Origin of the sequence: Dasania marina DSM 21967, assembly GCF_000373485.1 — a bacterium.
Lineage (GTDB): Bacteria > Pseudomonadota > Gammaproteobacteria > Pseudomonadales > Dasaniaceae > Dasania > Dasania marina.
Window position 1 is genome coordinate 310122 of record NZ_KB891585.1, and the last position, 23734, is coordinate 333855.

At 47.6% G+C, this 23734-nt stretch carries 25 protein-coding genes; 9 read left to right on the plus strand and 16 right to left on the minus strand.

All coding sequences use genetic code 11. The annotated features are described in order from the left end of the window. The first annotated feature begins 13 nt into the window (after positions 1-13). The 3 genes from ylqF (at position 14) to B067_RS0110945 (ending at position 2009) form a co-directional block, all read left to right on the plus strand. Positions 14-940: a ribosome biogenesis GTPase YlqF gene (gene ylqF, locus B067_RS0110935; RefSeq protein WP_019530127.1), complete on the plus strand. Its 927-nt coding sequence runs from the start codon at positions 14-16 to the stop codon at positions 938-940. A 128-nt stretch (positions 941-1068) separates the two neighbouring features. Continuing rightward, positions 1069-1617, plus strand: a complete 549-nt coding sequence (locus B067_RS20280; RefSeq protein ID WP_019530128.1) for a recombinase family protein — start codon at positions 1069-1071, stop codon at positions 1615-1617. A 194-nt stretch (positions 1618-1811) separates the two neighbouring features. Further along, entirely contained in the window at positions 1812-2009 is a 198-nt protein-coding gene (locus B067_RS0110945) for a hypothetical protein (protein WP_019530129.1), read from the plus strand. A 377-nt stretch (positions 2010-2386) separates the two neighbouring features. Here the strand turns inward: B067_RS0110945 and B067_RS0110950 are convergent, their stop codons facing one another. Next, positions 2387-3586 carry a BaiN/RdsA family NAD(P)/FAD-dependent oxidoreductase gene (locus B067_RS0110950; protein WP_019530130.1) on the minus strand — a complete coding sequence of 400 codons (1200 nt, stop codon included), beginning with the start codon at positions 3584-3586 and terminating at the stop codon, positions 2387-2389. Positions 3587-3598: 12 nt separating this feature from the next. Beyond that, a complete protein-coding gene (locus B067_RS0110955) occupies positions 3599-4900 on the minus strand; it encodes a DEAD/DEAH box helicase (protein ID WP_026244584.1) in 1302 nt (433 codons plus the stop codon). A gap of 107 nt (positions 4901-5007) precedes the next feature. On the opposite strand from B067_RS0110955, the gene mtnA reads away from it, so the two are divergent. Both mtnA and B067_RS0110965 read left to right on the plus strand, forming a co-directional pair. Beyond that, a complete protein-coding gene (gene mtnA, locus B067_RS0110960) occupies positions 5008-6099 on the plus strand; it encodes an S-methyl-5-thioribose-1-phosphate isomerase (RefSeq protein ID WP_019530132.1) in 1092 nt (363 codons plus the stop codon). Beyond that, positions 6096-6761 (plus strand): class II aldolase/adducin family protein, encoded by a 666-nt coding sequence (locus B067_RS0110965; protein ID WP_019530133.1) that lies wholly within the window; start codon positions 6096-6098, stop codon positions 6759-6761. The genes mtnA and B067_RS0110965 overlap by 4 nt, the downstream gene beginning before the upstream one ends. A gap of 17 nt (positions 6762-6778) precedes the next feature. Here B067_RS0110965 and B067_RS20285 read toward each other — a convergent pair whose 3' ends face one another. Continuing rightward, positions 6779-7126: a hypothetical protein gene (locus tag B067_RS20285; protein WP_019530134.1), complete on the minus strand. Its 348-nt coding sequence runs from the start codon at positions 7124-7126 to the stop codon at positions 6779-6781. A gap of 110 nt (positions 7127-7236) precedes the next feature. On the opposite strand from B067_RS20285, the gene gspD (B067_RS0110975) reads away from it, so the two are divergent. After that, on the plus strand, positions 7237-9060 hold the full coding sequence (gene gspD, locus B067_RS0110975) for a type II secretion system secretin GspD (RefSeq protein WP_169335570.1): 1824 nt from the start codon (positions 7237-7239) through the stop codon (positions 9058-9060). A gap of 51 nt (positions 9061-9111) precedes the next feature. On the opposite strand, the gene B067_RS0110980 is transcribed toward gspD (B067_RS0110975), so the two are convergent. From B067_RS0110980 to gspE, 13 genes are all read right to left on the minus strand, one after another. Then, positions 9112-9930 (minus strand): universal stress protein, encoded by an 819-nt coding sequence (locus B067_RS0110980; protein ID WP_019530136.1) that lies wholly within the window; start codon positions 9928-9930, stop codon positions 9112-9114. A 100-nt stretch (positions 9931-10030) separates the two neighbouring features. Continuing rightward, entirely contained in the window at positions 10031-10984 is a 954-nt protein-coding gene (locus B067_RS0110985; RefSeq protein WP_019530137.1) for a D-2-hydroxyacid dehydrogenase, read from the minus strand. 78 nt (positions 10985-11062) lie between these two features. Then, the gene (locus B067_RS0110990; RefSeq protein WP_019530138.1) at positions 11063-11650 is read right to left on the minus strand and encodes a general secretion pathway protein GspB; all 588 of its coding nucleotides are present in this window, start codon (positions 11648-11650) and stop codon (positions 11063-11065) included. Beyond that, positions 11650-12630 carry an ExeA family protein gene (locus tag B067_RS0110995; RefSeq protein ID WP_019530139.1) on the minus strand — a complete coding sequence of 327 codons (981 nt, stop codon included), beginning with the start codon at positions 12628-12630 and terminating at the stop codon, positions 11650-11652. Before B067_RS0110995 ends, B067_RS0110990 begins: the two co-directional genes overlap by 1 nt. A 2-nt stretch (positions 12631-12632) precedes the next feature. Next, positions 12633-13133, minus strand: coding sequence for a type II secretion system protein GspM (gene gspM / locus B067_RS0111000; RefSeq protein WP_019530140.1), 501 nt, complete (start codon positions 13131-13133; stop codon positions 12633-12635). Further along, complete coding sequence (gspL, locus tag B067_RS0111005) at positions 13130-14404, minus strand: type II secretion system protein GspL (RefSeq protein ID WP_019530141.1); 1275 nt, start codon at positions 14402-14404, stop codon at positions 13130-13132. The genes gspM and gspL overlap by 4 nt, the downstream gene beginning before the upstream one ends. Continuing rightward, a complete protein-coding gene (gspK, locus tag B067_RS0111010; RefSeq protein ID WP_019530142.1) occupies positions 14397-15323 on the minus strand; it encodes a type II secretion system minor pseudopilin GspK in 927 nt (308 codons plus the stop codon). The genes gspL and gspK overlap by 8 nt, the downstream gene beginning before the upstream one ends. Then, positions 15324-15989, minus strand: coding sequence for a type II secretion system minor pseudopilin GspJ (gene gspJ / locus B067_RS21295; protein ID WP_019530143.1), 666 nt, complete (start codon positions 15987-15989; stop codon positions 15324-15326). It lies immediately after the preceding gene. Next, complete coding sequence (gspI, locus tag B067_RS20295) at positions 15989-16354, minus strand: type II secretion system minor pseudopilin GspI (RefSeq protein ID WP_019530144.1); 366 nt, start codon at positions 16352-16354, stop codon at positions 15989-15991. Before gspI ends, gspJ begins: the two co-directional genes overlap by 1 nt. Then, positions 16351-16875 carry a type II secretion system minor pseudopilin GspH gene (gspH, locus tag B067_RS0111025; RefSeq protein ID WP_019530145.1) on the minus strand — a complete coding sequence of 175 codons (525 nt, stop codon included), beginning with the start codon at positions 16873-16875 and terminating at the stop codon, positions 16351-16353. The genes gspI and gspH overlap by 4 nt, the downstream gene beginning before the upstream one ends. Further along, entirely contained in the window at positions 16872-17303 is a 432-nt protein-coding gene (gene gspG, locus B067_RS0111030) for a type II secretion system major pseudopilin GspG (RefSeq protein WP_019530146.1), read from the minus strand. The genes gspH and gspG overlap by 4 nt, the downstream gene beginning before the upstream one ends. A gap of 45 nt (positions 17304-17348) precedes the next feature. Next, positions 17349-18563, minus strand: a complete 1215-nt coding sequence (gspF, locus tag B067_RS0111035) for a type II secretion system inner membrane protein GspF (protein WP_019530147.1) — start codon at positions 18561-18563, stop codon at positions 17349-17351. A 2-nt stretch (positions 18564-18565) separates the two neighbouring features. Next, entirely contained in the window at positions 18566-20053 is a 1488-nt protein-coding gene (gspE, locus tag B067_RS0111040) for a type II secretion system ATPase GspE (protein ID WP_019530148.1), read from the minus strand. 276 nt (positions 20054-20329) lie between these two features. On the opposite strand from gspE, the gene B067_RS0111045 reads away from it, so the two are divergent. The 3 genes from B067_RS0111045 to B067_RS0111055 all read left to right on the plus strand — a co-directional run bounded on the left by B067_RS0111045 (position 20330) and on the right by B067_RS0111055 (position 23731). Next, positions 20330-20932: a type II secretion system protein N gene (locus B067_RS0111045; protein ID WP_169335571.1), complete on the plus strand. Its 603-nt coding sequence runs from the start codon at positions 20330-20332 to the stop codon at positions 20930-20932. A gap of 15 nt (positions 20933-20947) precedes the next feature. Continuing rightward, a complete protein-coding gene (gene gspD / locus B067_RS0111050; RefSeq protein WP_240472853.1) occupies positions 20948-22810 on the plus strand; it encodes a type II secretion system secretin GspD in 1863 nt (620 codons plus the stop codon). A gap of 129 nt (positions 22811-22939) precedes the next feature. Next, positions 22940-23731, plus strand: coding sequence for a substrate-binding periplasmic protein (locus B067_RS0111055; RefSeq protein WP_019530151.1), 792 nt, complete (start codon positions 22940-22942; stop codon positions 23729-23731). Positions 23732-23734: the final 3 nt, after the last annotated feature.

Genomic DNA, 23734 nt, shown 5'->3' on the forward strand with positions numbered 1-23734 from the left:
ATTTGAGTAAACTATGTCTATACATTGGTACCCCGGCCACATGTACAAAGCCAATAAAGAAATGGTTGAAGTGCTACCGCAGGTGGATATTATTATTGAACTACTTGATGCCCGCATCCCCTATAGCAGTTCCAACCCTGCCATAGAAAGCCTGCGTCAAAACAAGCCCTCTATTAAGCTATTGAGTAAAAGTGACTTGGCCGACCCTGAGATCACCCTGTTATGGCAGCAATACTACGAGTCACAAGAACAAACCAAAACTCTGGCTATTAGCACTGACCAACAAGGTAGAGATCAACAGATCATTAACCTATGCCGCAAGCTTGCGCCCCATAAAGAGCACAAGGCTAAAGATATTTTGGTCATGATTACCGGCATACCCAATGTCGGAAAATCGACGTTAATCAACAGTCTGGCGGGTCGTGCTGTAGCTAAAACCGGCAACGAACCCGCCATCACCAAAGGCCAGCAGCGCATTAATTTACGCAACGGTATAATGTTGTTGGATACGCCCGGCATACTGTGGCCGAAAGTAGAAAATGAAAATAGCAGTTATAGACTAGCAACCACTGGCGCCATTAAAGACACGGCCATGAGCTATGACGACGTCGCATTTTTTGCCGCTGATTATATGCTAAAACACTATCCCCAGCGTTTAGTTGAGCGCTACAAGCTCAAACAAGTACCCAAATCAGAGCTGGATTTTTTAGAGCAGCTAGGGGCACAGCGCGGCTGCTTGCGCGCCGGCGGCCAAGTCGATCTGGAACGTGTCTCCACCATTTTTTTACATGAATTACGTGCAGGTATACTGGGTGGGCTTAGCCTAGAAACTCCCGAACGGGTAGAGATAGAAAAGCAGCAGGTAAAAATCATGTTAGAAGAAAAAGCTGCCAAGAAAAAATTACGCCTAGAAAACAACAAAAAGACCAGAAAGCGTTAACCTGCTCTTTTAGCATAACGGTACTTCCTATTAGGCTTTTCTTTAGCTAGCTACCAATAAACATTTACAAAATTGGGGCTAGGCCCTACCATGCGCGCCCACAGCATCGCTAAGAAAAGGCATACAGTATGGCACTTATAGGGTTCGCAAGAGTCACATCAAGGCAGCAGGACCTAGAGGCGCAGCTAGAAGCTCTCAACGGTGCAGACTGTAGCGACATCATCACCAGCCAAAAGACAGGTAAAACCGATAACAATGCCGAGCAAATTGAAGCGTTAATCACGCAAGCTCAAAAAGGCGATACCGTTATCCTCACCAAGCTATACCGCTTGGGCCACTCCGCTCACAAAGTACTGGTCACCTTAAAGGCATTACACGACAAAGGTGTGGCCGTTAAAACCCTAGATGGCCAAATAGATACCTTTTCTGACGACCCTACCCAAAAAGCCATGGCGCAATTATTAGTGATATTTGCGGATCTTGAACGCTCCAGTGCTGCCGACAAATCAGCCAGTAACCAAGAGAAAAAGCCCAAAAAAGGCCGTAAAAACAAACCCCTAGATCAAGCGCATTATGCTGCCGTTAAAAAACTTTCGGCTGAAGGCACAAGTATAAGCCAGCTATCCAAACAGTTTTATGTTTCCAGATCTGAGATTGAAAAAGTATTAGACACCTAAGGTAATTTACCAATAAAACCTCGCACTAAAGCCTAAGCAAGTGACCGTCAGTATTTGCTCTAGGCTGTTGGGCAGTCAGCGCGAGGGCCAACCATCCCTTACGCGTAGTTAGCTGATGCGTTAGGCTGTTTTTAGGGGCAATTCCTTGATATTTCAGGTACAATGGGCCATCACTTATACATGAAAGAATCGAAATGGCAGCTAAACCGTTAAAAACCACAGGCAAAAAGAAGCAACCCGCAGTTGTTGAAACGTCTCAGTCTATTGAAGATAAAACCAAAGCTTTTCTAGAAGCTGGCGGCAGCATAGAGCAAGTAAACTCCGGCGTTAGCGGCCAGCAAAGCCTGCTGGTACCAAAACCTAAACCCTCAGTACCTAATAATTCGAACTAAAACACCCCTCTCGAATTAATATAGCTAAGCGAATATTTCAAGACCTTTTGTTGGCCACACTACGCCAGCGATGGGTTGGCCCGTACCCATATTAGAGTAACGCCACTCTTAATTATTGCATACGATAGGCGGCACAATATTGCCTAAACACTCGTGTGCTGGCACAGAATCCAGATCGTCCTAGAATATCTTTTTCAGTAAATTACTCGTAATTGATGGGCGCCGTTAGCCTATATAGCCTCTAGCGCCATGTTTAACTAACAGTAATTCTCCGCATATTAAACATTATCAGTAACTTACGCCCTCTAGTCGGTGAAGAAATATGAAGGTATAAACCTCGCTATAAACTGTCATGATGACAATGAATCTAAGCCGTTTTATAAATACTGGGCGGCGGCATAGGCCGAAGCCCAGGCCCATTGAAAGTTAAACCCTCCCAAGTGCCCTGTCACATCCACCACCTCGCCGATAAAAAACAAACCTGGTTGAGTTTTACTGGCCATGGTTTTAGAAGAGAGTTCATCGGTATTAACACCACCCAGGGTAACTTCTGCGGTGCGGTAGCCCTCAGTGCCGGAAGGTTTAAGCTGCCAGCCTGACAAGTTTTCGGCCACGGTTTTTAAAATTGCATCGGGAATTTCGGCCATGGCCGTTTCTGTATACTGCGGCCAAAACAGCGCCTGTAATTCAGTTACTAAGCCTTTAGCTAAATGCTGCGCTAGTAAGTTGCGTAATAAGCTTTTCGGATGCTGCGCCTTATACTCTAACAACAATTGCTGCACATTATTGTCCGGCAATAAATTCATGCTAATGCTATTGCCGGGCTGCCAGTAGTTAGACAACTGTAAAACCACGGGGCCACTTAAGCCGCGATGAGTAAACAAAACATTTTCGCGAAAACAAGTGCCCGCTGTCGACAACTCTACATCCACCGCCAAACCCGACAGACGCTCAGAAATACTTTTAATATGGTCGCTAAAGGTAAACGGCACTAGTCCTGCCGTTCTGGACAATAGCTTGTGACCAAATTGCTGAGCCAGTTCATAACCAAAACCGCTGGCGCCCATGGTAGGTATAGATAAACCACCACTAGCCACCACCAAAGACGGTGTAGTAAAACTGCCAATATTGGTTTTTAGGCTATAACCCTGCTCGGGCTGATAATTCACTGCCGTTATTTCACAGCGGGTTTTTATAGTGACCTGCCCCAGCTCACACTCCGCCAGCAGCATATTTAAAATATCTTTGGCGCTATCATCGCAAAATAATTCGCCGTGCTTGCGTTCGTGGTAGGGGATTTGATAGCGCTCCACCAGCTCTATAAATTGCCACTGGTTATAGCTAGATAATGCCGACTTGTGAAAGTGGGGGTTTTGGCATAAATAATTATCGGATGTGACATAAAGGTTAGTGAAATTACAGCGGCCACCACCCGACATCAGAATTTTTTTGCCCACTTTATTACTGCTATCGACTACCAGCACACGCAAACCGCGCTGGCCCGCCAGCCCCGCACAAAATAAACCCGAGGCACCGCCGCCAATAATAATGGCATCGTAATGATGATGATCAGTCACTGGGGTAGGCGCTTATTTTTTCTTTTTAATAGGGGCAAAGCCGTCTAAGGCTTTTACTGGCCTAGAGGGCCTAGCGCCGGTTTTTTTCTTTTTCTTCTTGGGCTCTGCCGCTTTAACTTTGCTACGCTTGGTAGTACTGGCTGCCTTACCGGAGCTTTTTAATTTTTTCGGGCCTTTGTATTTACCCAGCAATGGCTTAATGGTGCGCTTTTCAAAGCTCACAGTTACATAACGCTCTATCGCCGCCATTAAATTCCATTCTTTGGCTGTGATAAAACTAATCGCCAAACCCTTTTGTTCAACGCGGCCGGTTCTACCTATACGGTGGATATAGTCATCACCATTGCGCGCCATATCAAAATTAATCACTAAATCGATATCATTAATATCAATGCCGCGAGAGGCGACATCGGTGGCCACTAAAATTTGGGTGGCGCCACTGCGAAAACTGGTCATAGTGGTGCTACGATCTTCTTGTGACATATCACTGTTAATCGATGCGGCGCGATATTTCTTGCCCCGTAAAAAACCTCTTACCCGGTTGGAGTCGGTTTTAGTATTGGTAAACACCAAGGCTTTACCGAAGGTTTCGTTGCTTAACAGCCAATCTAATAAATTCTTTTTGTGCTCGTAATCATCCGCCAAAATAACTTGCTGACGTATATTTTTATGCTGCTGCCTATGGGTATCTACCTGTATGGTTTCGGGTTCGTTTAAAATACCTGCGGATAGCTCAGCAATGCCGCGACGCTCTAAGGTGGCAGAGAACATTAAGGTTTGGCGCTGCGTATTGCTATGACCTGCGATAGCGGTGACGTCATCTAAAAAACCCAGCTCCAGCATTTTATCCGCCTCATCCAATACTAAAAATTCTAGCTGTGATAATAGCGCCGAGCCTTTTTGTAAGTGTTCTAATAAGCGGCCGGGAGTAGCGATAATAATTTCAGGGTCTTTGCGTAATAAAGCCTGCTGATATTTAAACTCTTCACCACCGATAATTAAGGCAGTTTTTAAATAGCTAAAACGGCACAGGCTTTTACAGGTTTTAAAAATCTGCTTAGCCAGCTCACGGGTAGGCGCTAAAATCACACAGCGGCTGCCCTCGGCTATGGTGGCCTTGCCCTCAAACATAGGCTGTAACACCGGTAACAGAAAGGCGATAGTTTTACCGGTGCCGGTTGCGGCACTCACCCGTAAATCTTTACCGGCCAAGGCTGCCGGTATGGCTTGCTGTTGCACGGCGGTAGGTGTTTTTATGTTTAGCTCGTGTAACGCTCTTAATAAACGCTCATTTAATGGCATTGCTGAGAACATAGGGATGTAAAACCTGAGATAATGAGGTGAGTTCGACCAGGCACTGGTTGCCACATTGACGAAAACGCGGATATTAACAAAAATATCGGGCTATGGCTTGCTAAGAGGTGCTTATTATCACTACCCCCACACACTCCCTCACTGACACCACCCTGGATTACGACCCCGAGACGCAATCGCTGTGGATCATAGACCAAACCTTACTGCCCCACCGTTACCAGCGTATAGCGCTGATTGAGCTAACTGATTTTTGCCATGCTATCGCTAGTATGCAAGTGCGAGGCGCACCACTAATAGGTATTACCGCCGCTTTTGGCTTGGCCTTATCATTACGACCTAACTCCCCCCACAGTGCTGAGCAAGCCTATCAAGCCCTGCTGGCTACCCGCCCCACCGCCATTAACCTGCGTTGGGCCTTGGATAAAGTAATGTCGGCCATCAAAGCACAGCCACAAGATGCCTTTATCGCCGCTATTACCATGGCACAACAGCTTAGGGCTGACGATATAGACCATTGCGCAGCTATAGGCCTGCACGGTGTAGATTTAATTAAACAGCAATATCAGCAAAAACAGCGCAGCATCAATATACTCACCCATTGCAACGCCGGCTGGTTGGCCACCATACGATGGGGCACTGCCTTAGCGCCTATTTATAAAGCGCAACAATTGGGCATACCGATACATGTTTGGGTGGATGAAACACGGCCCCGCAACCAAGGCGCCCACCTAACCGCTTGGGAGCTGCAACAGGCAGGCATCCCCCACACGCTTATTTGTGATAATACCGGCGGTCACCTCATGCAGCAGGGTATGGTGGATATGTGCATAGTGGGCAGCGACCGCACCAGCGCCAACGGCGATGTCTGCAATAAAATAGGCACTTACCTCAAGGCCCTAGCCGCCCATGATAACCAAATTCCTTTTTATGTAGCCCTACCCAGTTCCACCATAGATTGGCAGATTAGCGATGGCCTCAGCCAGATACCTATAGAGCAGCGCCACAGCGATGAGGTATTAACAATTAGCGGTGTCGATGAGCAAGGGGTTGCGCGCAGCATTTGTATTAATAGTCACTCACCCGCTGCTAACTATGGCTTTGATGTTACCCCGGCGCGCTTAGTTACTGGCTTGATAACCGAGCGCGGTATAGTGCCAGCCAACAGCATCGCGTTAGCCGCACTGCGAGAGCAATTATGAATAAAACCGTATGTGAAGAAAATGGACTAAAACAGCGCCAACAACTGCTGCACTACGCCCAGCAACTCAATAGCAGCGGCTTAAGCGTGGGGAAATCTGGCAATATCAGCCTACGTTGTGAGCAGGGTTTGCTCATCACCCCATCGGGGGTAGCCTACGATGAACTTGGTGCCGAGGACTTGGTAAAGATTGATTACCAAGGCCAACCACTAGGCCACAGCATTTACCCGCCCTCATCGGAATGGCATTTTCATGCCGCCATATACCAACAGCGCCCCGAGCAAAACGCCGTGGTACATGCCCACCCCAGCCACTGCACGGCACTGGCCTGTACCCAGCGTAATATTCCCGCGTTTCACTATATGGTGGCTATCGCAGGCGGCAGCGAAATTCCGCTGGTGCCTTACGCCTTATTTGGCTCTGAACAATTAGCCCAGCACATCATAGAAAGCATGCAGCACTACCGCGCCTGCCTATTGGCCAACCACGGCATGATAGCTTGCGGGGAGGATTTACCTTCAGCTTTTGGCTTAGCCATAGAAGTGGAAGCGCTGGCCCAGCAATATGTGCTGGCGCTGAGCATAGGCGATGTCCACTATCTCAGCGAGCAGCAAATAAACGAGGCTATAGAGCAGTTTAAGCACTACGGCAAAAGAGAATAAAAAAGAGTAAGAAGGGACTAGGCCAGTGGCTGGACAAACTCAGCTTCTATATTGTCCTGTAACTGCTTGCGGCTGGCGCCCCGCAATCGTAACGAAGCTTGCAAGCTATTGGCGCGTTTTGCCTGCTTGGCCTGACGTATGCAGTGCTGAAAAAATTTCGGCTCATGCTCGCCGCTGAGCAGCGACTGAATCAAATCCAAGGCTATACCGGTACGAAAGGCGATGCGCGCAGGATGTATGCGATAAACGTGAAACTCGGCCACCACGGCTATTTGTTCACGCACAGGCTTGTCACACTGTTTGGCTGTTAGCGGTTGGGCTGCATGTTTGGCAGCGTCGTCTTTGGCTACGGATAGTGCCGACATTAGATAAACCTTAATAAACAATGACTAATACAAAAAGCCCTGCAATAATAACAACAGCCATAAGCATAAATAAAGCAGCCTTACGCATTTATCACAAATCATCCAGCCTTATGAACCCAAGCTATTACCGTTTATTACTTTTTATTAGCTTCTTCCACCTGTGTAGTTATGGCACAGCACAAACCGCTGTTGCTGAAAATAGCGTGCAGGCAGCGCCCCCTACTGCGTTAATCACCCTCAATATGCGCGAGGCAGAAATTGTCTCGGTGATACAGTGGATAGCGGAACAAACCCAGAAAAAAATTATTATCGACCCCAGAGTCAGTGGCAAGGTTAGCATCTTGGCCAATGTACCTATGAGCGTAGAACAGGCCTACCATGTTTTTTTAGCCATGCTCAATGTCTACGGCTATGCCGCGGTTGAAAGCGGCGACATCGTTAGAATCATCCCCAGCGCCGCCGCCAAAACCACGCCAGGCAGTGTAATAAGCAATTTTGAAAAACCGCTAGGTGGCCAGCAAGCCTTATATGTCTATCAAAGCCAGGCGCTGGACAGCCAAAAGCTGCAAAACGCCCTACGCCCCCTAGTTAGCAACAGTGGTCATATCAGTGCCATACCCGGTAGCAATAAGCTGATTATTGCCGACGCCTACGACAATATACACCGCTTAGTGGCGCTGATAGAGCAAATCGATCAAGTCCAAGGCGTGACCATACAAACCTTAAAATTACAGCATGCTTCGGCCAATACCGTGGCCTCGGTAATTCAATCCTTAATAGAAAATGATAAAGGCAGCAACTTCACCATCGCCAGCGATCAACGCTCTAACAGTATTCTAATGACTGGGGACCCGGTAATAGAAAAACGGGTTAAACAACTGATCGCACAACTGGACCGGCCTATTAGTAGCACTGACAACACCAAGGTCATCCCCCTGCATTATACCGGTGCCGATGAGATGCTGCCTATTTTACAAAACATGGCCAAGGCACTGGAAACCGACAATAAAAATCACAACATCCAAGGGCAAACCATAAACGTAGCGGCAAGCCTTAGTACTAATACGTTAATCGTCACCGCGCCCCCTGACATTTTATACGCCATGGAAAAGGTTATAGCGCAAATAGACATACGCCGCGCCCAAGTATTAGTGGAGGCAATTATCGTTGAGGTTAGCGAAGATATTTCGCAAAGCTTAGGGGTAGAGTGGAACAGCAGTTTTTCTGCAGGCACCGGCACCGAGGCCGCTACCAGTTTTGGTTTAAAACAACTGAACATCGCTACCGGTGAGGTGCTGCTATCGGGTGGTTTATCGGTGGGTTACTACAGCGGCAGCAGTTTACGCGCCTTAGTTAATGCCCTAGCTACCGAAGTGGATGCCAACATCTTATCCACCCCAACTTTGCTGACCTTAGATAATCAAGAGGCCGAAGTATTGGTGGGTTCTAACGTGCCTTTTATTACCGGCCAATCACTGACCAATAAAAATAATGGTGGCGACCCTTTCAACACCATAGAAAGACAAGACATAGGCCTAAGCCTAAAAGTCACCCCGCAGATTAACGACAGCAACTCTGTCACCTTAGACATAGAGCAGGTGTTAGAAACCCTTAGCGACAGCAGCACTACTGCCACCGACCTAGTAACTAATAAGCGCAGCATCAAAACTAAAGTACAGGTGCAAAACGGCGGCATCTTAGTATTAGGCGGTTTAATTAGTGATGAGCAAACCGAAAGAGTGGATAAAGTCCCTTTGCTGGGCGATCTGCCCATTTTAGGTGCCCTATTCACCAGTACTACCACACAAACAGTGCAGCGTAATTTAATGATATTTATACACCCCAAAATTTTGGGTAATGAACTGGATAGCGAAGCTTTATCCAGCGAAAAATATCAGAAAATGCAGAACCTACGCGAGCAGTACAAACAATAAAGGGGCGAATAACATCGCCCCTTTCTCCTAGCTAACATAAAACCGATTAGCTTAGTTAACCACGATAGTGTCTACATCCAAGCTGGCAATTACCCGCTCTGCGGTATTACCTCTACGAGTTTTCACCTTACCGGTTTGGCCCAGCGTACCCATCACCACCACATCGGCATTGATTTTGTTGGCAATCTCAGCGACTACCTCATCGGTATAGCCTTTATGTACGTGTATCTTATCGCTGGCAACACCTGATTTTTTCACCAAATTACCGCGATCCGGATACTTCATAGAATCTCTATAGCCGTTAACCAAATGCAGATCGGCACCGTGTGATTCTGCTATCCACCTGCCTCTTTCTATAATACGCATATTTAAGGCCTTGTGCTCCTCATCCTCGGCTTGAAAATTAACCGCGGCTAATACGACTTTGCGCTCGGTTTTTGCGCCGGGGCGCACTAACACGATAGGACAGCTGGCCGTTTTTAATAAGTCCCATTTATTTTCACTAAAGGTAAAGCGGCTTTTGTTAGTTTTTTTCTGCACGGGTAAGTAGATGGTTTCTGCACCAAAGTGCTTGGCCTCTTGCAAAATGGATTGTTGCCATTCCAGTGACCAAGAAAAAGACACGCTGTAGTTTAAACCGGCGGCATCTAAAGGTTCTTTAATCGTTTCTAGGTACCAGGTTTGATCACGCTGCAAATTGTCATTATTGGCCCGCATATTCGTCGATTCAGAATCCACACCTATAAATACCTGAATATTAACCGCCTTTTTATCGCGATATTGCGAGGTGATAATGGCGCGTTCTAAAGCCACCTGCTTATCAACACTGGGGTCTACGACCACAAAAATTTTAGTAGTACTACTGGACATAACACACTCCTGTTAACGAACTGGAAAATAGGAACCATCAGTATATAGCAAGTGCGCTAATAAATAATGATACAAATCAACTTCTCTGTAGCCGCCGTGACTATAGAGACTGTATAGCGTGGCCTTTTTTAAAAGCGCTGATAATTGCCGCCAACTGATCCACCAAGCGCTGCCGGGAGCCCTGACTGGCCCAAGCACTGTGAGGGGTAATAATCAGATTGGGGACCTCCTTTTGCAATAAAATACTGTCTGCGGGTGGTGGCTCAGTAGCCAATACATCCATGGCAGCACCGGCAATGGTTCCCGCCTTTAGCGCTTGCGCTAAGGCCAGCTCATCCACTATGCCACCTCTGGCCGTATTAATTAATAAAGCGCTAGGCTTCATTAAGGCCAATTGCTCGGCACCAATTAAGTTGCGGGTATGCTCACTTAAGGGGCAGTGCAAGCTGACTATATCGGCCTGCGCTAATAGGCTGTTAAGCGGTAGCCTACCGGTTTGGTTCTGGCGACCCGTCAAACTCTCGGCTATCAGTATCTCCATATCAAAAGCCTGCGCCATGGCCGCCACTTTTTTAGCTAAATTACCATAACCTATTAATCCTAGGGTTTTACCAGCCAACTCTTGTATGGGGTAATCCAGCAAGCAAAAGAAATGATTTTTCGACCAATCTCCTCGCTGCACCGCAGCATGATAATCCAATAGCCTAGTGTTTAAAGCCAACATCAAGGTAAGGGTATGCTGCGCCACACTGGCGGTGGAATAAGCTCTAGCGTTACACACCACTATGCCCTGCGCCGTAGCCTCGGCTACGGCTATATGGTCAGTGCCAGTAGCCATGGCTACAATCAGTTTTAATTGCGAATTTTGTTTTATGGCTTCGGCATTAAGCTTAACTTTATTGCTCAGCACCACCTCAACATCGGCAATACGTTCCATCAGCTGCTCGGGGGTGGTGCTGGGATAGATAGCCCAATCGTCTAATTGCTGCATTAAATCACTTAACTGCAAATCATCCGCGGCTAGCGTATCAAAATCGAGTATTACGCCTTTCATAACACAACTCATCAATAGGAAAAATGTAACAAGAGCTGCCACCTACAACGGTGGCAAGGGGGAATAAACAATGGGGTGTTACCAGGACTCGACTACATCTATGCTAAAGCGCACCCGGTTTTGCCAAATCAATACCACACCCTGTGGGCTGATCTCCTCTAATAGCAAATCTTTTTCAACTAACGCGCCCTCTTTAACCCGACGATTATTAATAATAATGGTGCGCAGGCTGGGATTGTCTGAATAAACATGAAACGAAAAGGTTAACCCGGGTATAGCTGTGCGCGTATTGGCATCTAAATCATTAAAGCGTATCGCCGAGGTGTTTAATACTGGAGGCGGGTTTACTACCGCCGGCTGCGTTTGGGTTTGCGTTTGCGTTTGCGCTAAGGTTGTGCCGACCTCGGCTTCAGCAGCAGGCTTGGCCTCTGTCTGCAGAGTCACTTGCTGGCTATTGTCCGACGCCGATTTATTAGCAGAGAGAAAGTACCAGCCCGCCACGGCGGCCAATGCCAGTAATAACAGCAACAGCAAAGTCAGTATTAACTTTAACAAAGGGCTATCGGTATTGGCCAATACCGGCCGGTGTATAGTTTGCAGGTTAGGGCCTGCACCTTGCTGGCGCTGTTGATCAGATTTTTTTAGGGCATCGAGTATATAAGACATTATAACGCCTCTACCCTGTCAACTTGCTGCGATTTTTCTGTAGCCTTTGATACATCAGCATTACCTATGGTTAGCGCTAAATAGTTATTTTTAAACAGAAACGTCAGTAACAAAATAATGACCGCCAATGCTGATGCAAACAACAAGGGCTTAGGCCAGGACTTTTTAATCTTGTATTGGCTGAATATTTCCTTAGCCGCTTTATTGACTACCCTGCCATCCACTATCGCCGCATTATTGGAATACACGCCTAGCATACAGCGATCACAGAGCAAATTAATCAACCTAGGCACACCGCCACTAAATTTATAAATTTTGTTAATGGCGGCACGAGAAAAAATTTCACTGTGGCATTGAGCCACCGACAAGCGATGCTGTATATATTCAGCCACCTCCGCTTTCGATAAAGGCGACAAATGATGCCTAGCGGTAATACGCTGAGCTAATTGCCGCATATCGTCACGGGCCAATATATCGTTTAATTCGGGTTGGCCCAACAGCACTAGCTGCAATAATTTCTTTTCGTCAGTTTCTAAATTGGTTAGCAGCCGCAGTTGTTCCAGTATGTCGACAGACAGGTTTTGTGCTTCATCGATAATTAATATGGTGTTGCGGCCTTGAGCATGTGCGCCCAGCAAATAGCCATTGAGCCTGTCTATCATGGCCTTGCTAGTCATGCCTTCTCTATAGGGTATGTTCAACTCTGAAAAAATAGACTGTAATAACTGATTAATACTTTGTCGTGGATTAATAATAAACGCGATATTGGCGTTATCGGGTAATTGCTGTAACACCGAGCGACAGACGGTGGTTTTGCCCGTGCCTACCTCACCGGTTAACACGACAAAGCCGCCCTGATCGCCGACACCATAAATTAAATGCGCCAAGGCTTCCCGGTGTTTGTCGCTCATATAGAGATAACTGGGGTCAGGCGCTATAGAAAAAGGCAGCTCACTGAGGCCAAAATACGCTTTATACATGGCTAACCTTTAATCACTACGCGGGCATTGACATAGGCGGGGTTGCCCTGCCGCTCTATATTAATATTCGATAAACTAATGCCGTGTTGTTTTTCTAAAAATTCTAACCACAGTACTAAGTTTTTAAATAATACCCGTTCCATATTAATATGCAGGGTATTTTCGTCTTGCGACTCATAACGCTTAAAGTCTATATAATATTTTTTAGCACTGGAGCTGGCTATTCCCAAAATAGACTCATTAGGGTTGCGCCGCGGCGCGGTAGCCAGGTTAGCGGGGGTGTTCTCCCTCATCCATTGCAGGTCGGCTTGCGCTTGTTGGTATTGCTGTTTGGCCTCGGCGCTATAATTAACACTGGGCACTATCAAGCCATAAATAATGACTAGTATAAAAAAGAATGCCGTTAACAGTTTAACCGCCAGCTGATCGCGCTCTGACAATTGTTGATAGCGGTGTACGCAGGCCTGCACTAGCGGCAAGCTATACCAATCCAACAGACTCATGGCTGTGCCTCCACGGTCATATTACTAATCACAGTATTTTCCTGTGCCCTAGCAGAACCTATTACCGCTTTAATACCTATAGCGGAGAACTGTTGTTTTAAACTATCTAATTGCTCAATGGTTTGGCTGCTCAATTCAAAGCGTAACAAACCATTATCTTGTGAAAAGGCCAGCTGTTTAACCGCAATCTGGCCCGATTGAGTATAGGGTTTAAATTCAGCAGCAATAGCCGCCAAGGTGGCTAAAAAGGCCCCGCTTTCACCACTGCTAATTAAACGCAAATGGTTTTGCAATTGCCGCTTAGGGCTAACCACCCTGCGCTCATTAGGGAACAACTGTTTGTAATAGCGCACGCTCTCTTGCTGTATGCGCTCAGCCTGCCAACTAAAATAGCTAGCACTGGCTACATGCACCAGCACAAATAACGCTACGCTGGCTGCTGCCGCTATGGCAGCTGGCCGCCATACCAGCCAAGTATTAGTGTCGTCCTGGCCCTGCTTATAGCCCCCCTGTAACAGATTAATATTGGCTGTGCCCTGTTTGAGCATATTCACAGCCAAAATCTCACTGCTGCTCTCTTGGTAATGGCTGTCCTGCTGCGGCCCTTGGTAATCAATAGCGACGGACTGCTCTGAGTTTTGACTATGAAAGCAGTGCAACAACGGCAGCGCATTCTCGTCTAACTCCGCAGCTATAACCTGAGAATATAGCGTATTGAAAACCACACTCTCACAACACACGCCGTGGTATAGACCCAAGCGCAATAATGTTTTATCGCCCTCAAACAATACACTGTGATGTTGTGGCTCTATTGGTATACACAGCGTATCCACCACCATAGTTTGCGGGATGAGCTGGTGGTGATGCAATAAGTCCAACCAGCTAATTAACAGGCTGTGTTTAATAATGGCTACGTCTATTTTGCCATGACTGGCGTCCAAGTCTTGGGGCAGAGCCATATGGACGTTTTCTAATTCTTCGCTAATAAATTCTTCTATAGCAAAAGGCAGTGCCTGTTTAATATGTCGTGGGTTGCGGCTGGGTATATCGACTCGCGCCAACAACACCGCGTCATTGGGAATAATAATATGTATGCTAACACTGGCCTGTACTGCCTCGGGCAAAGCGTTGTTAATTGCCGACAGCGCATCGCAACCTTTGAGCAATAGCTGCTGGTGTTGATTAAATATAAACCACTGCAGCTCACTGTGCTCATCTATCTGCAAGGAACTTATGCGTATAACTAGTTTGTGCTTGTGATGATTATTCATTATGGCGCTTCATCGTCGTGATTTCGCTCTTGTTGGCATTGCGATAGAGGGTGGTACTAAGTCTAGCAACCCGCCCATCATAAAGGCTTTTTACCTGCACCTCAAAGTACTCACTGTTAACCGAAAATAATGCTGCCTGGTTTTTTAATTTGTGACCAAAAGGCTGTTGTAACCAAGTGGCTATAGCTGCTAAGCCTCCTTGGTTTTGCAGTTGCTTAATTTGATCCAGCTCAGACTCATTTAAACTGGGCAGCACCGCTTTTAATACCTTGGCGGTAGCGGTGTTGAGATTGATTTTACTGCCCCGCGGCAAGGTGCTTACTTGCTCTGCCAGCTCGGTATAGGCTTGATAGCTCAAACCCTCTAGCAAACGCAGCTCGGTGTTATCGTATAACGGCTGATTGGCAGTGACGTAGGGACGAGTTTTATTACTATAGGCTATGTCCTCGGCGCCGCCAGCACTGAGTTGCTGATTACTATCCAGCCAATCTAATAAGGCTGCGGTAATATCGGGATTAGTGTCTAGCTGGCTCTGCAATTGTTTAAAGGCCTGCACATAGCTCGGGTTTATCGTATCACTGTCGGCCAACAAATTATTAATATTAAAACGGCTTTGTAAATCGATAAGCTCTATGGTCATGGTGCCTTGGTCAATCTGATAACTCTCCAAGGGCTGCGCCCAATTATCCTTAAAACCGTCGCTGCCATCTTGCTTTTTCATATCTCTATACAATAGTTGCCGGGCCAGCTCCTCACCCGCTAGCGCATAATAATAGGCCTGCTTGCTGCTAAATTGATGTTGTGTTTTTTTGATGTCGCGGTAATTAACCGCCAGCATATCGGCAGCTAGTACCGTTATTAAGGCGAACACCAGCAGCACACTAATTAAGGCAACCCCTTGTTGCTGACGCCTATACATTTAATTCAACCTATAAACACGGGACAGTAAGCCCGTGGTTTTGAGGGTAATATTGATATTTAAGCCCTTGAGCACGGGTGCATCTTCGTCCGTATTGCTATCACTTAATGGCCATTGTTTGTGCATACCCTGATCACTGATCGCCTGCACGGTAAAGGCCTCCACATTGGCAATCAAGGCCTGGCTCATAGGCGCTTGGCTGCGCTCCACGCGGTCCATATGTGGCCAATAATGGCGTCGTAAAAAACGCACATTACTCTGGTAATAAGGACTATTAACATCATCCCTGTGCGGGTGATAACCGACATCGTAGGCAACCCGTTGTAGTTGGCTGCGCTCCAGCATTAGCGGATTGCGCCAGCCTGCACGGCTAAACTCCAAGCTATAATCTTGCGCCAGCACTAAGCTATCTAGCTGATCGGCCCCTGCCCGTATTGGCCGCTGAGCAAAAAACTGTATGTCTCTATCGATCACAGCCATGCTCCGTTGTAACGTGGCCAACTGCTGTGAATGCGCTTCATTGACCTTTTGCGAGGCGATTACCGCACTCAACAAACGACCCGAACCCAGCCCGATTAAGGCAAAGATACTTAGCGCTATTAACACCTCGATTAAAGTCAGGCCTTGCTGGCTAGACTGCGAACGATCACTTGCTGCCCAAGGCATTAGTAGCGTCCTCGATAACTTACTAGGTTCACCAAGTCGCCGGGGGTATCAAGCAAGCCTACACTCACCGTAATTTGCCGCAGCCAAGGCTCAGAGGTAGCAGTTACCTCGCGCTTTAGCTGCCAATCCAGCCCTGCCCATTGCAGCCGCTTTTCATCCCTGCCCAGTGCTGGCCACTGCTCATTGAGCATTAGCACAGCCACTTCATTTTCGGCAATCAGCATGGCGCTAGTTTTGTAGGCCAGCTGTTGTTGTTGAATGTGGCCATTGCCTATTTGGCGACTGATCGCCAGTGCAGAAATTGCGAATATGGCCAGCGCCACTAGCACTTCTAATAAGGTAAAGCCGCGTTTGTTCAACCTCATCGCAGCGTCACTCCGCTATAACCGTCACTATAGATGATACTTTCTGCATTAATTGCCGCCATGCTTAGGCGTAATTCAAACGCGCTAAGCTCACCGCTGCTCAGTAATAAAACCATCGGTGCAGGTAGACCATTGCTCTGTTGTTTTTTCAAACGGTTCAATTGCTGGCGCTCATTGTCGCTAAGGGCTTGATCCTGCAAACTCAAATCTAAACGCATACCTTCGGGTAACTCATGGACTAAAAAGGCCTTGTCAGAGAGCGCCTCCCAAGCCAGTTCTTGCGGATTAAAGCGTAATATTTGATAGCCTTGCTCGGGCAGCGCCAAGGCCAGTTCTAGGCCTTGCATTACCGCTTCGTCAGCGGCAAATTGCAGTACCGCCTGTATGCGTTTTGCTTCGCGGTTTAATTGTTGCTGTGGGCTGGGGCTTAAATTAGCGCTAAATAAACCCAACAAAATACCCAGTAAAGCCAGTACCAGTAAGATTTCTAATAAGCTAAAACCCTGCGTCCTTAGCCTCACTGAATATCCCAATTCCCTATATCCGCATCATAAGCCTCACCGCCTTCGCGGCCATCGGCACCGAGGGAGTAAAGATCATAGGCGCCACTACTGCCAGGGCTGAGGTATTGGTAGTCGCCACCCCAAGGGTCTTTCGGTAGTTGTGATTTCTTTAAATAGCCTTCTGGACGCCAGAATTTGGCCTGTGGCTCACCGGTGGGCTGGACGATTAAGGCTTGCAGCCCCTGATCAGTACTAGGGTAGTGATGATTATCTAATCTATACATATCCAGAGCTTGCTCCAACGTGCCTATATCGGCCTTGGCCGCTGTGACTCTGGCCTCGTCCACCCGCCCTAAAATATTGGGCGCTACCAAACCTATTAACACGCTGATGATAACCACCACCACCATGATTTCAATTAATGTAAAACCTTTTTGCAAACCCACAGACCACCTCCTAGGTGTTTTAAAAAGCTGCGTAAAACTACATGATTAAATTAATGTGTTGAGATCAAAAATAGGCTGCAGTATCGCTATCACTATGATTAATACCGCCCCTCCCATAAACAGCAACATAACCGGCTCAAAAAAACCTACTAAGGTGGCGATGAGATTATCTAATTCTTTTTGTTGATGATCGGCAACCCGGCCCAGCATACTATCTAACTCACCGCTAAGCTCACCGCTGGCTATCATATGCACCATCATGGGGGGAAAATAACCACATTGTTCTAAGGACCGATGCAAACTGCCCCCTTCACGCACCTGCTGAGCTGCAGCCATCACTCGCTGTTTTAAAAAGCTATTGGCCATTACCTGTGCGGCTATGTGCATAGCATCTACCAAGGGTACGCCGCTGGTAGTTAATATCGATAAGGTGCTGGCGTAGCGGGCGCAGTTACCACCACGGGTGAGGCGTTTAACTAAGGGGAAGTGCAGTAGCTGCTTATCTACCCACAACCTAAAGCCGGGTTTATTAAGGGCTAATTTAAAACAGGCTATGGCAACGATCAGCAGTAACAGCAGCAGCAAACCGTAGTCCACTATAAAGTCACTGCTGGCAATCAAACCGCGGGTGAGCGCCGGTAATTGCTGACCCTGGCCGACAAACACCTCCACCACATCGGGAACGATAAAGGCCATTAACCCTGCCACGATGGCCACGGCCATAATAAATAACAGCACCGGGTATAGCAGCGCCAGCAGTGCTTTTTGCCTAGAGGCGTAGCTGTTTTCGCAATAGTCAGCCAGCTTATTGAGTACTAAATCCAAATGTCCGGCATGCTCGCCGGCGGCCACGGTCGCGCGAAACAACGCAGGAAAGGCTTGGGGATAGTCCGCCATGCCGCTAGCTAAAGTATGCCCCTCAAGCACCTTAGCGCGCACCGATAAGATGACACCCCGCACTTTCGCCCGCTCGGTTTGTCTAGCCACGGTATTAAGCGCTTCTTCCAGCGGTAAGCTGGCTTGCACCAGCGTGGCTAGTTGGCGGGTAACCATGGCTAAATCTGCCACGCTTAGTTTAGGGCTGCGCTGGTATTGCCGCCCTGGGCTATCGCCCTTATTGTGGGCTAACGGCCGTACCTCCAACGGGGTTAATTGCTGCTCGCGCAACTGCTGGCGAATTTGACGGCTGCTATCGCCCTCTAACACGCCTTTCGATTGCTTGCCTTGTAGATTTAATGCGGTATAGGAAAAGGCAGCCATGCTTATTCCTCGTGGGTGACGCGAATCACTTCTTCAACGGTGGTAATGCCTGCCAGTACCCGCTGCCTACCGTCGCTACGTATGCTGGGGGCGTGTTGGCGCACATGCTTGATAAGTACAGATTCGTTGGCATCGGCGTGAATTAACTCCCGTAGTGGTTCATCGACTATCAGCAGTTCGTAAATACCTTGGCGGCCACTGTAGCCCAAGTGGTTGCATTCATCACAACCCACAGGCCCATAGATAACCTTGTCAGCAGTAAGCAGCTCCCCTAAAAATTCACGCTCTAATACCGAGGGCTGTTGCGGTTGCTTACAGTGCTCGCACAGCACCCGTACTAAGCGCTGGGATAACACCCCTACTAAGCTGGAGGCCAATAAAAAGGACTCTATGCCCATATCCCGCAAGCGGGTAATCGCCCCTATGGCGGTATTGGTATGCAAAGTGGATAACACTAAGTGCCCGGTAAGGCTGGCCTGCACCGCTATGCTGGCGGTTTCTATATCGCGTATTTCCCCTACCATGACCACATCGGGGTCCTGTCGCAGCATGGCGCGCAGGCCGCGAGCAAAGGTCATATCGGCTTTTACATTAACTTGGGTTTGGCCTATGCCCTCTAGGTTATATTCTATGGGGTCTTCGACCGTCAGTATGTTGCGGGAGGCATCGTTAATTTCAGCTAAGCCCGCATACAAGGTGGTGGTTTTACCCGAGCCGGTAGGCCCCGTCACCAATATAATACCGTGCGGTTTACGCAATAGATGGGCCGTGCTTTTATGTAAATGTTTGGGCATACCTAGCGATTTAAGGTTGAGCCGCCCGGCCTGCTTATCCAGTAAGCGCAACACTACCCGTTCGCCATTACTGGCGGGCATGGTGGAAACACGTATGTCGATTTCGCGGCCGCCTACCCGCAGAGAGATACGGCCATCTTGCGGGATGCGTTTTTCGGCTATATCCAGCCTCGCCATAACCTTTAAGCGCGATACCAGCAAGGGCGCCAGCTCGCGTTTGGGCTCTACCGCCTCACGCAGTACACCATCGATGCGAAAGCGTATTACCAGCCGCTTTTCAAAACTCTCTATATGTATATCGGAGGCATTTTCCTTAACCGCCTCGGCTAATACCGCGTTAATCAGCCGTATTATGGGTGCATCGCCCTCCTGCTCTAGCAAGTCTTCTGCTTCGGGCACGGCATTAGCTATGCTGGCCAGATCTATTTCATCACCGAGGTTTTCTACCATTTGCATGGCTTCAGAAGAGTCACGCTCATAAGCGGCAGCTAATTGCTGATCAAAGTCTGCGCTATTAAGTAAATGGCAATCAAAGCCACCGCTAAAATTGCGCCGCAACTCGGCATACACCATTAACGGCAAGGGGTTCTTATGGCAAACTTGTGCGCGCTGCTGCACCCCGGGCTTAACAAAGACGGCATTCTTTTTTGCATAGGCGAAGGGGATGTTTTGAAAAGCCTGGTTCTGATCTGCCATGTTTTATCCCATGGAGTCGCTATTAGCGCTCTCATGCTTGCTGAGATGGGGTTATTGTTAGATCTGCATCACACATTGTGAACGATAATAAAGCCAATGATAAAGATAGTTCAACAAGCTGTAAAATACGTTAAGAAACTTCGCTAAGTCACTGCTACAATTAATAACATTAATGCCTATACTAGCATGCCACTGGTTTACCGTTTACGGTATAGTGGCTGCAAAATAACAATAGGTTTCAGAGTATTTTCACGCCACAAGGTAGGCCTAAGCGCGGTGAACATAAACTTACAGCATTACTTGGCAACAACACAGCATAAAGCACTAGCCCGCTATAGCGCTTACCTGCTGCTATTGATCACCCTATCGGCTATCGCCATAGAAGTGTATAGCGGCCTGCAACTAAGCAGCCACAGCCAAGCCAGCGCCGCGCCAGTAAAAGCCGGCAAGCCTATTAGCATGACCAACTATAGTGCCGCCATTGTTGACGCCGCTCTATTCGGCAGCAGTAACCTCAACCAGCTCAGCGATATAGAACTACCCAAAACCAAGCTGCAACTTATTCTTAGGGGTGCGTTTACGGCCAGTGACCCCAGCAAAGCCTCCGCCATTGTTGAAGGCGGTGATCAAAAAGCCAAGCACTATAAAATAGGCAGCGTATTATTTGGCCAAACAACATTAAAAGCGGTGTACAGCGATAGAGTGATACTCTCCACTAATGACAATCTTGAGACGCTGTATTTTCCCGCCAGCACCAGTGACAGCATAGACAATAGTAACAGCCCCGCTGCCAACAGCGGCTCCCAGCTCAGCGATGAAAAAAGAAAACAGCTGATCCAACAAAGGCTGGAAGAATTACGCAAGCGCGTTAAACGATAAGGAATGCTCAACCCCATGTTTAAATACCGCACTCAGCTCTTCGCCCTGCTATGCAGTAGCCTGTTACTACTCAACGCTAGCTGGGCCGAAGACAAGCTACGCATGAATATGCGCGACGCCGATATACGCGCCCTGATTCAATGGGTGGCGGATAATACCGGCAAAAATATCGTGGTACATAAAGATGTCAAAGGTAATGTCACGGTTATTTCCCCCGAGCCGCTATCAAGCAAAGATGCCTACCAAGTTTTTTTGTCAGTGCTTGATGTACACGGCTACGCCGCAATAGATACCGAGCAAGCCTTAAAAATCATCCCTAAAAATATAGCCACCAGCGGCCTAGCCTTAGCCAAAAACAGTGGTAGCAATGCTGATATGGTGGTAAGCGTTATCAAAATCCACAATATTTCTGCAGCCAAACTACTAGGCAGCTTGCGCCCCTTAATCAGTAAGGAGGCCGTTATAAGCGCCAACCCCGACAGCAACAGCCTGATTATAGCCGACCACTACAGCACGATTACCCATATACGCAAACTCATTGCCGAATTGGACCAAGCTGGCGACAGTGAAATTGAATTGGTAAAACTCAAATTTGCCAACGCCGCTGATATTTTAAATAGCTTGCAGAGCCTAGTGCCCGCCACTAGCGGTGAGAGCCAGCAACTGAGCTTATCGATGGATGAGCGCAGCAATAGTTTATTAATTGCTGGCGAAGCCAGTAAGCGCGCGCAAATTAAAAAGCTGGTAGCGCAGCTGGATACGGAATTGATGGGCGATGGCAACACTCAGGTGATCTACCTGCACTATGTGGACGCCAAAGAGATGGTGCCTATTTTAAAAAGCCTGTCCAGCAGCATACAAAGCGATAAGAAAGAAAGTAACAGCGCCATTAGCATAGAGTCCAGCGTCACTACCAATGCGCTAATTATTAACGCCCCCCCCGCCATGCTCACCACCATGAAACGGGTGATACAGCAGGTGGATATACGCCGCGCCCAGGTGCTGGTGGAAGCGCTGGTAGTGGAAGTCAGCGGCGATGTCGGCGAGGACTTGGGCATATCTTGGGTTAGCGAAGACTTAAGCGCTGTAGGCGATGGCTTGGCCGGCGCAGTCAACACATTAGGTGACCTCTCTGCCGGTGGTGAAGTCGACGGCCAGTTTATTCCCGGTCGCGGCATGACCTTTGGTTATTTTAATAACGGTGATTTACAAGCCGCTATACGCGCGTTAGACGCCACCACCAAGGCCAATATTTTATCCACCCCTACCGTGGTCGCCATAGATAATGAAGAAGCTTCTCTATTAGTAGGCCAAAACGTGCCCTTTATTACCGGCCAATCCACCGGTAACGCCTCCTCTACTAATAATCCTTTTACTACTATAGAACGCAAAGATGTGGGCATTTCTTTGGTGGTCACGCCACGCATCAATCGCGGCGACTCCATCACTCTGGAGATTAAACAAAAAACCGAAAGCATTGCCCCTTCACTGGCCTCGGCCTCAGATTTAATTACAAACAAGCGTGAAATTATTACCAAGGCGCTGATTAAAGATGGCCAAATGCTGGTGTTAGGCGGGTTAATTAGCGATGAGCTGACAGAAAAGCAGGAGCAAGTACCGATATTGGGTAGCATTCCTATTTTAGGTGCCCTGTTTAGAAGCACCAGTACCGACCATGTTAAAAAGAACTTAATGGTATTTATCCATCCCGTTATTTTGAAAGATGATCAACACATCAACGAGATCACTCAGCGGCGCTATCAGTTTATGCAAGACCTTAGAGCGCGCTCGCAAAAACAGCAGTGGCAGCATGAGTTAAAAAGCAACACCCAAATGGACGATTTCTCTACTTTCAAGCCCTCTACACCAACTATGTAGGGGCAAATACCTATGCTAATCCCCAACCGTAGGGGCTAGCATGGTAGCATTATGTATAACGACAATAACAACGGGCAACGCGAAACGACATGGACTGCAATAGCCTTGCTTACCGAGATTAAGCTATAAATGCGCCCCACCTATCTTCAATATTTAGTCATCTTACTAAGCGCTTTCTACAGCCTGCACAGCATGGCTGATGAAGTGACTATAGTCTCTGATCGCTGGTACCCCTTTAATGGCATACCTAACGCCCCCGACCCTGGCTATATGATAGAAATGGCCCGCTACGGCCTAAGCAGAGGCGGCCATACGTTAAATTATCAAATCATGTCCTGGCAAAATTCTATGGACTTAGTACGTCAAGGCAAAAAAAATTGCATTGTAGGCGCCTATAAAAGTGACGCCCCCGACTTTATATATTCGCAGCAACACCAGGCCGTGGACAGAATGGCATTTTATATACGTGCTGATGAGGCCTGGCACTACCAAAAAAGTGACTCCCTGCATAATAAACGCCTAGGTGTCATCAACGGCTACGCCTATCAACGCGAGCTAGATGTCTATATTGCAAACAACACTAACGATAGCCAAGTTAAAAAAGCCAAAGGTAAATATGCCTTAGAAAACAATTTATTGGATTTGATTGCAGGCCGCTTAGATGTGGTGCTGGGTTCTGAGATAGTCATTGAACGAACGCTGAAAAAACAACACTGGCAACAGCAAATACAACTTGCCGATTATGCCACCCCGCCCAGCAAAATATATATCGCCTGCTCACCCAAACTCCCGTCTTCCATAGCGTACCTAGAATTGATTAATCAAGGTATTGAGGAGTTAAGAAGTACCGGCCAGCTGCAAAGCCTGCTAATGAAATATCAAATGACAGACTGGCACGGTATAGAGGCGCTGGATCAGTAAAAC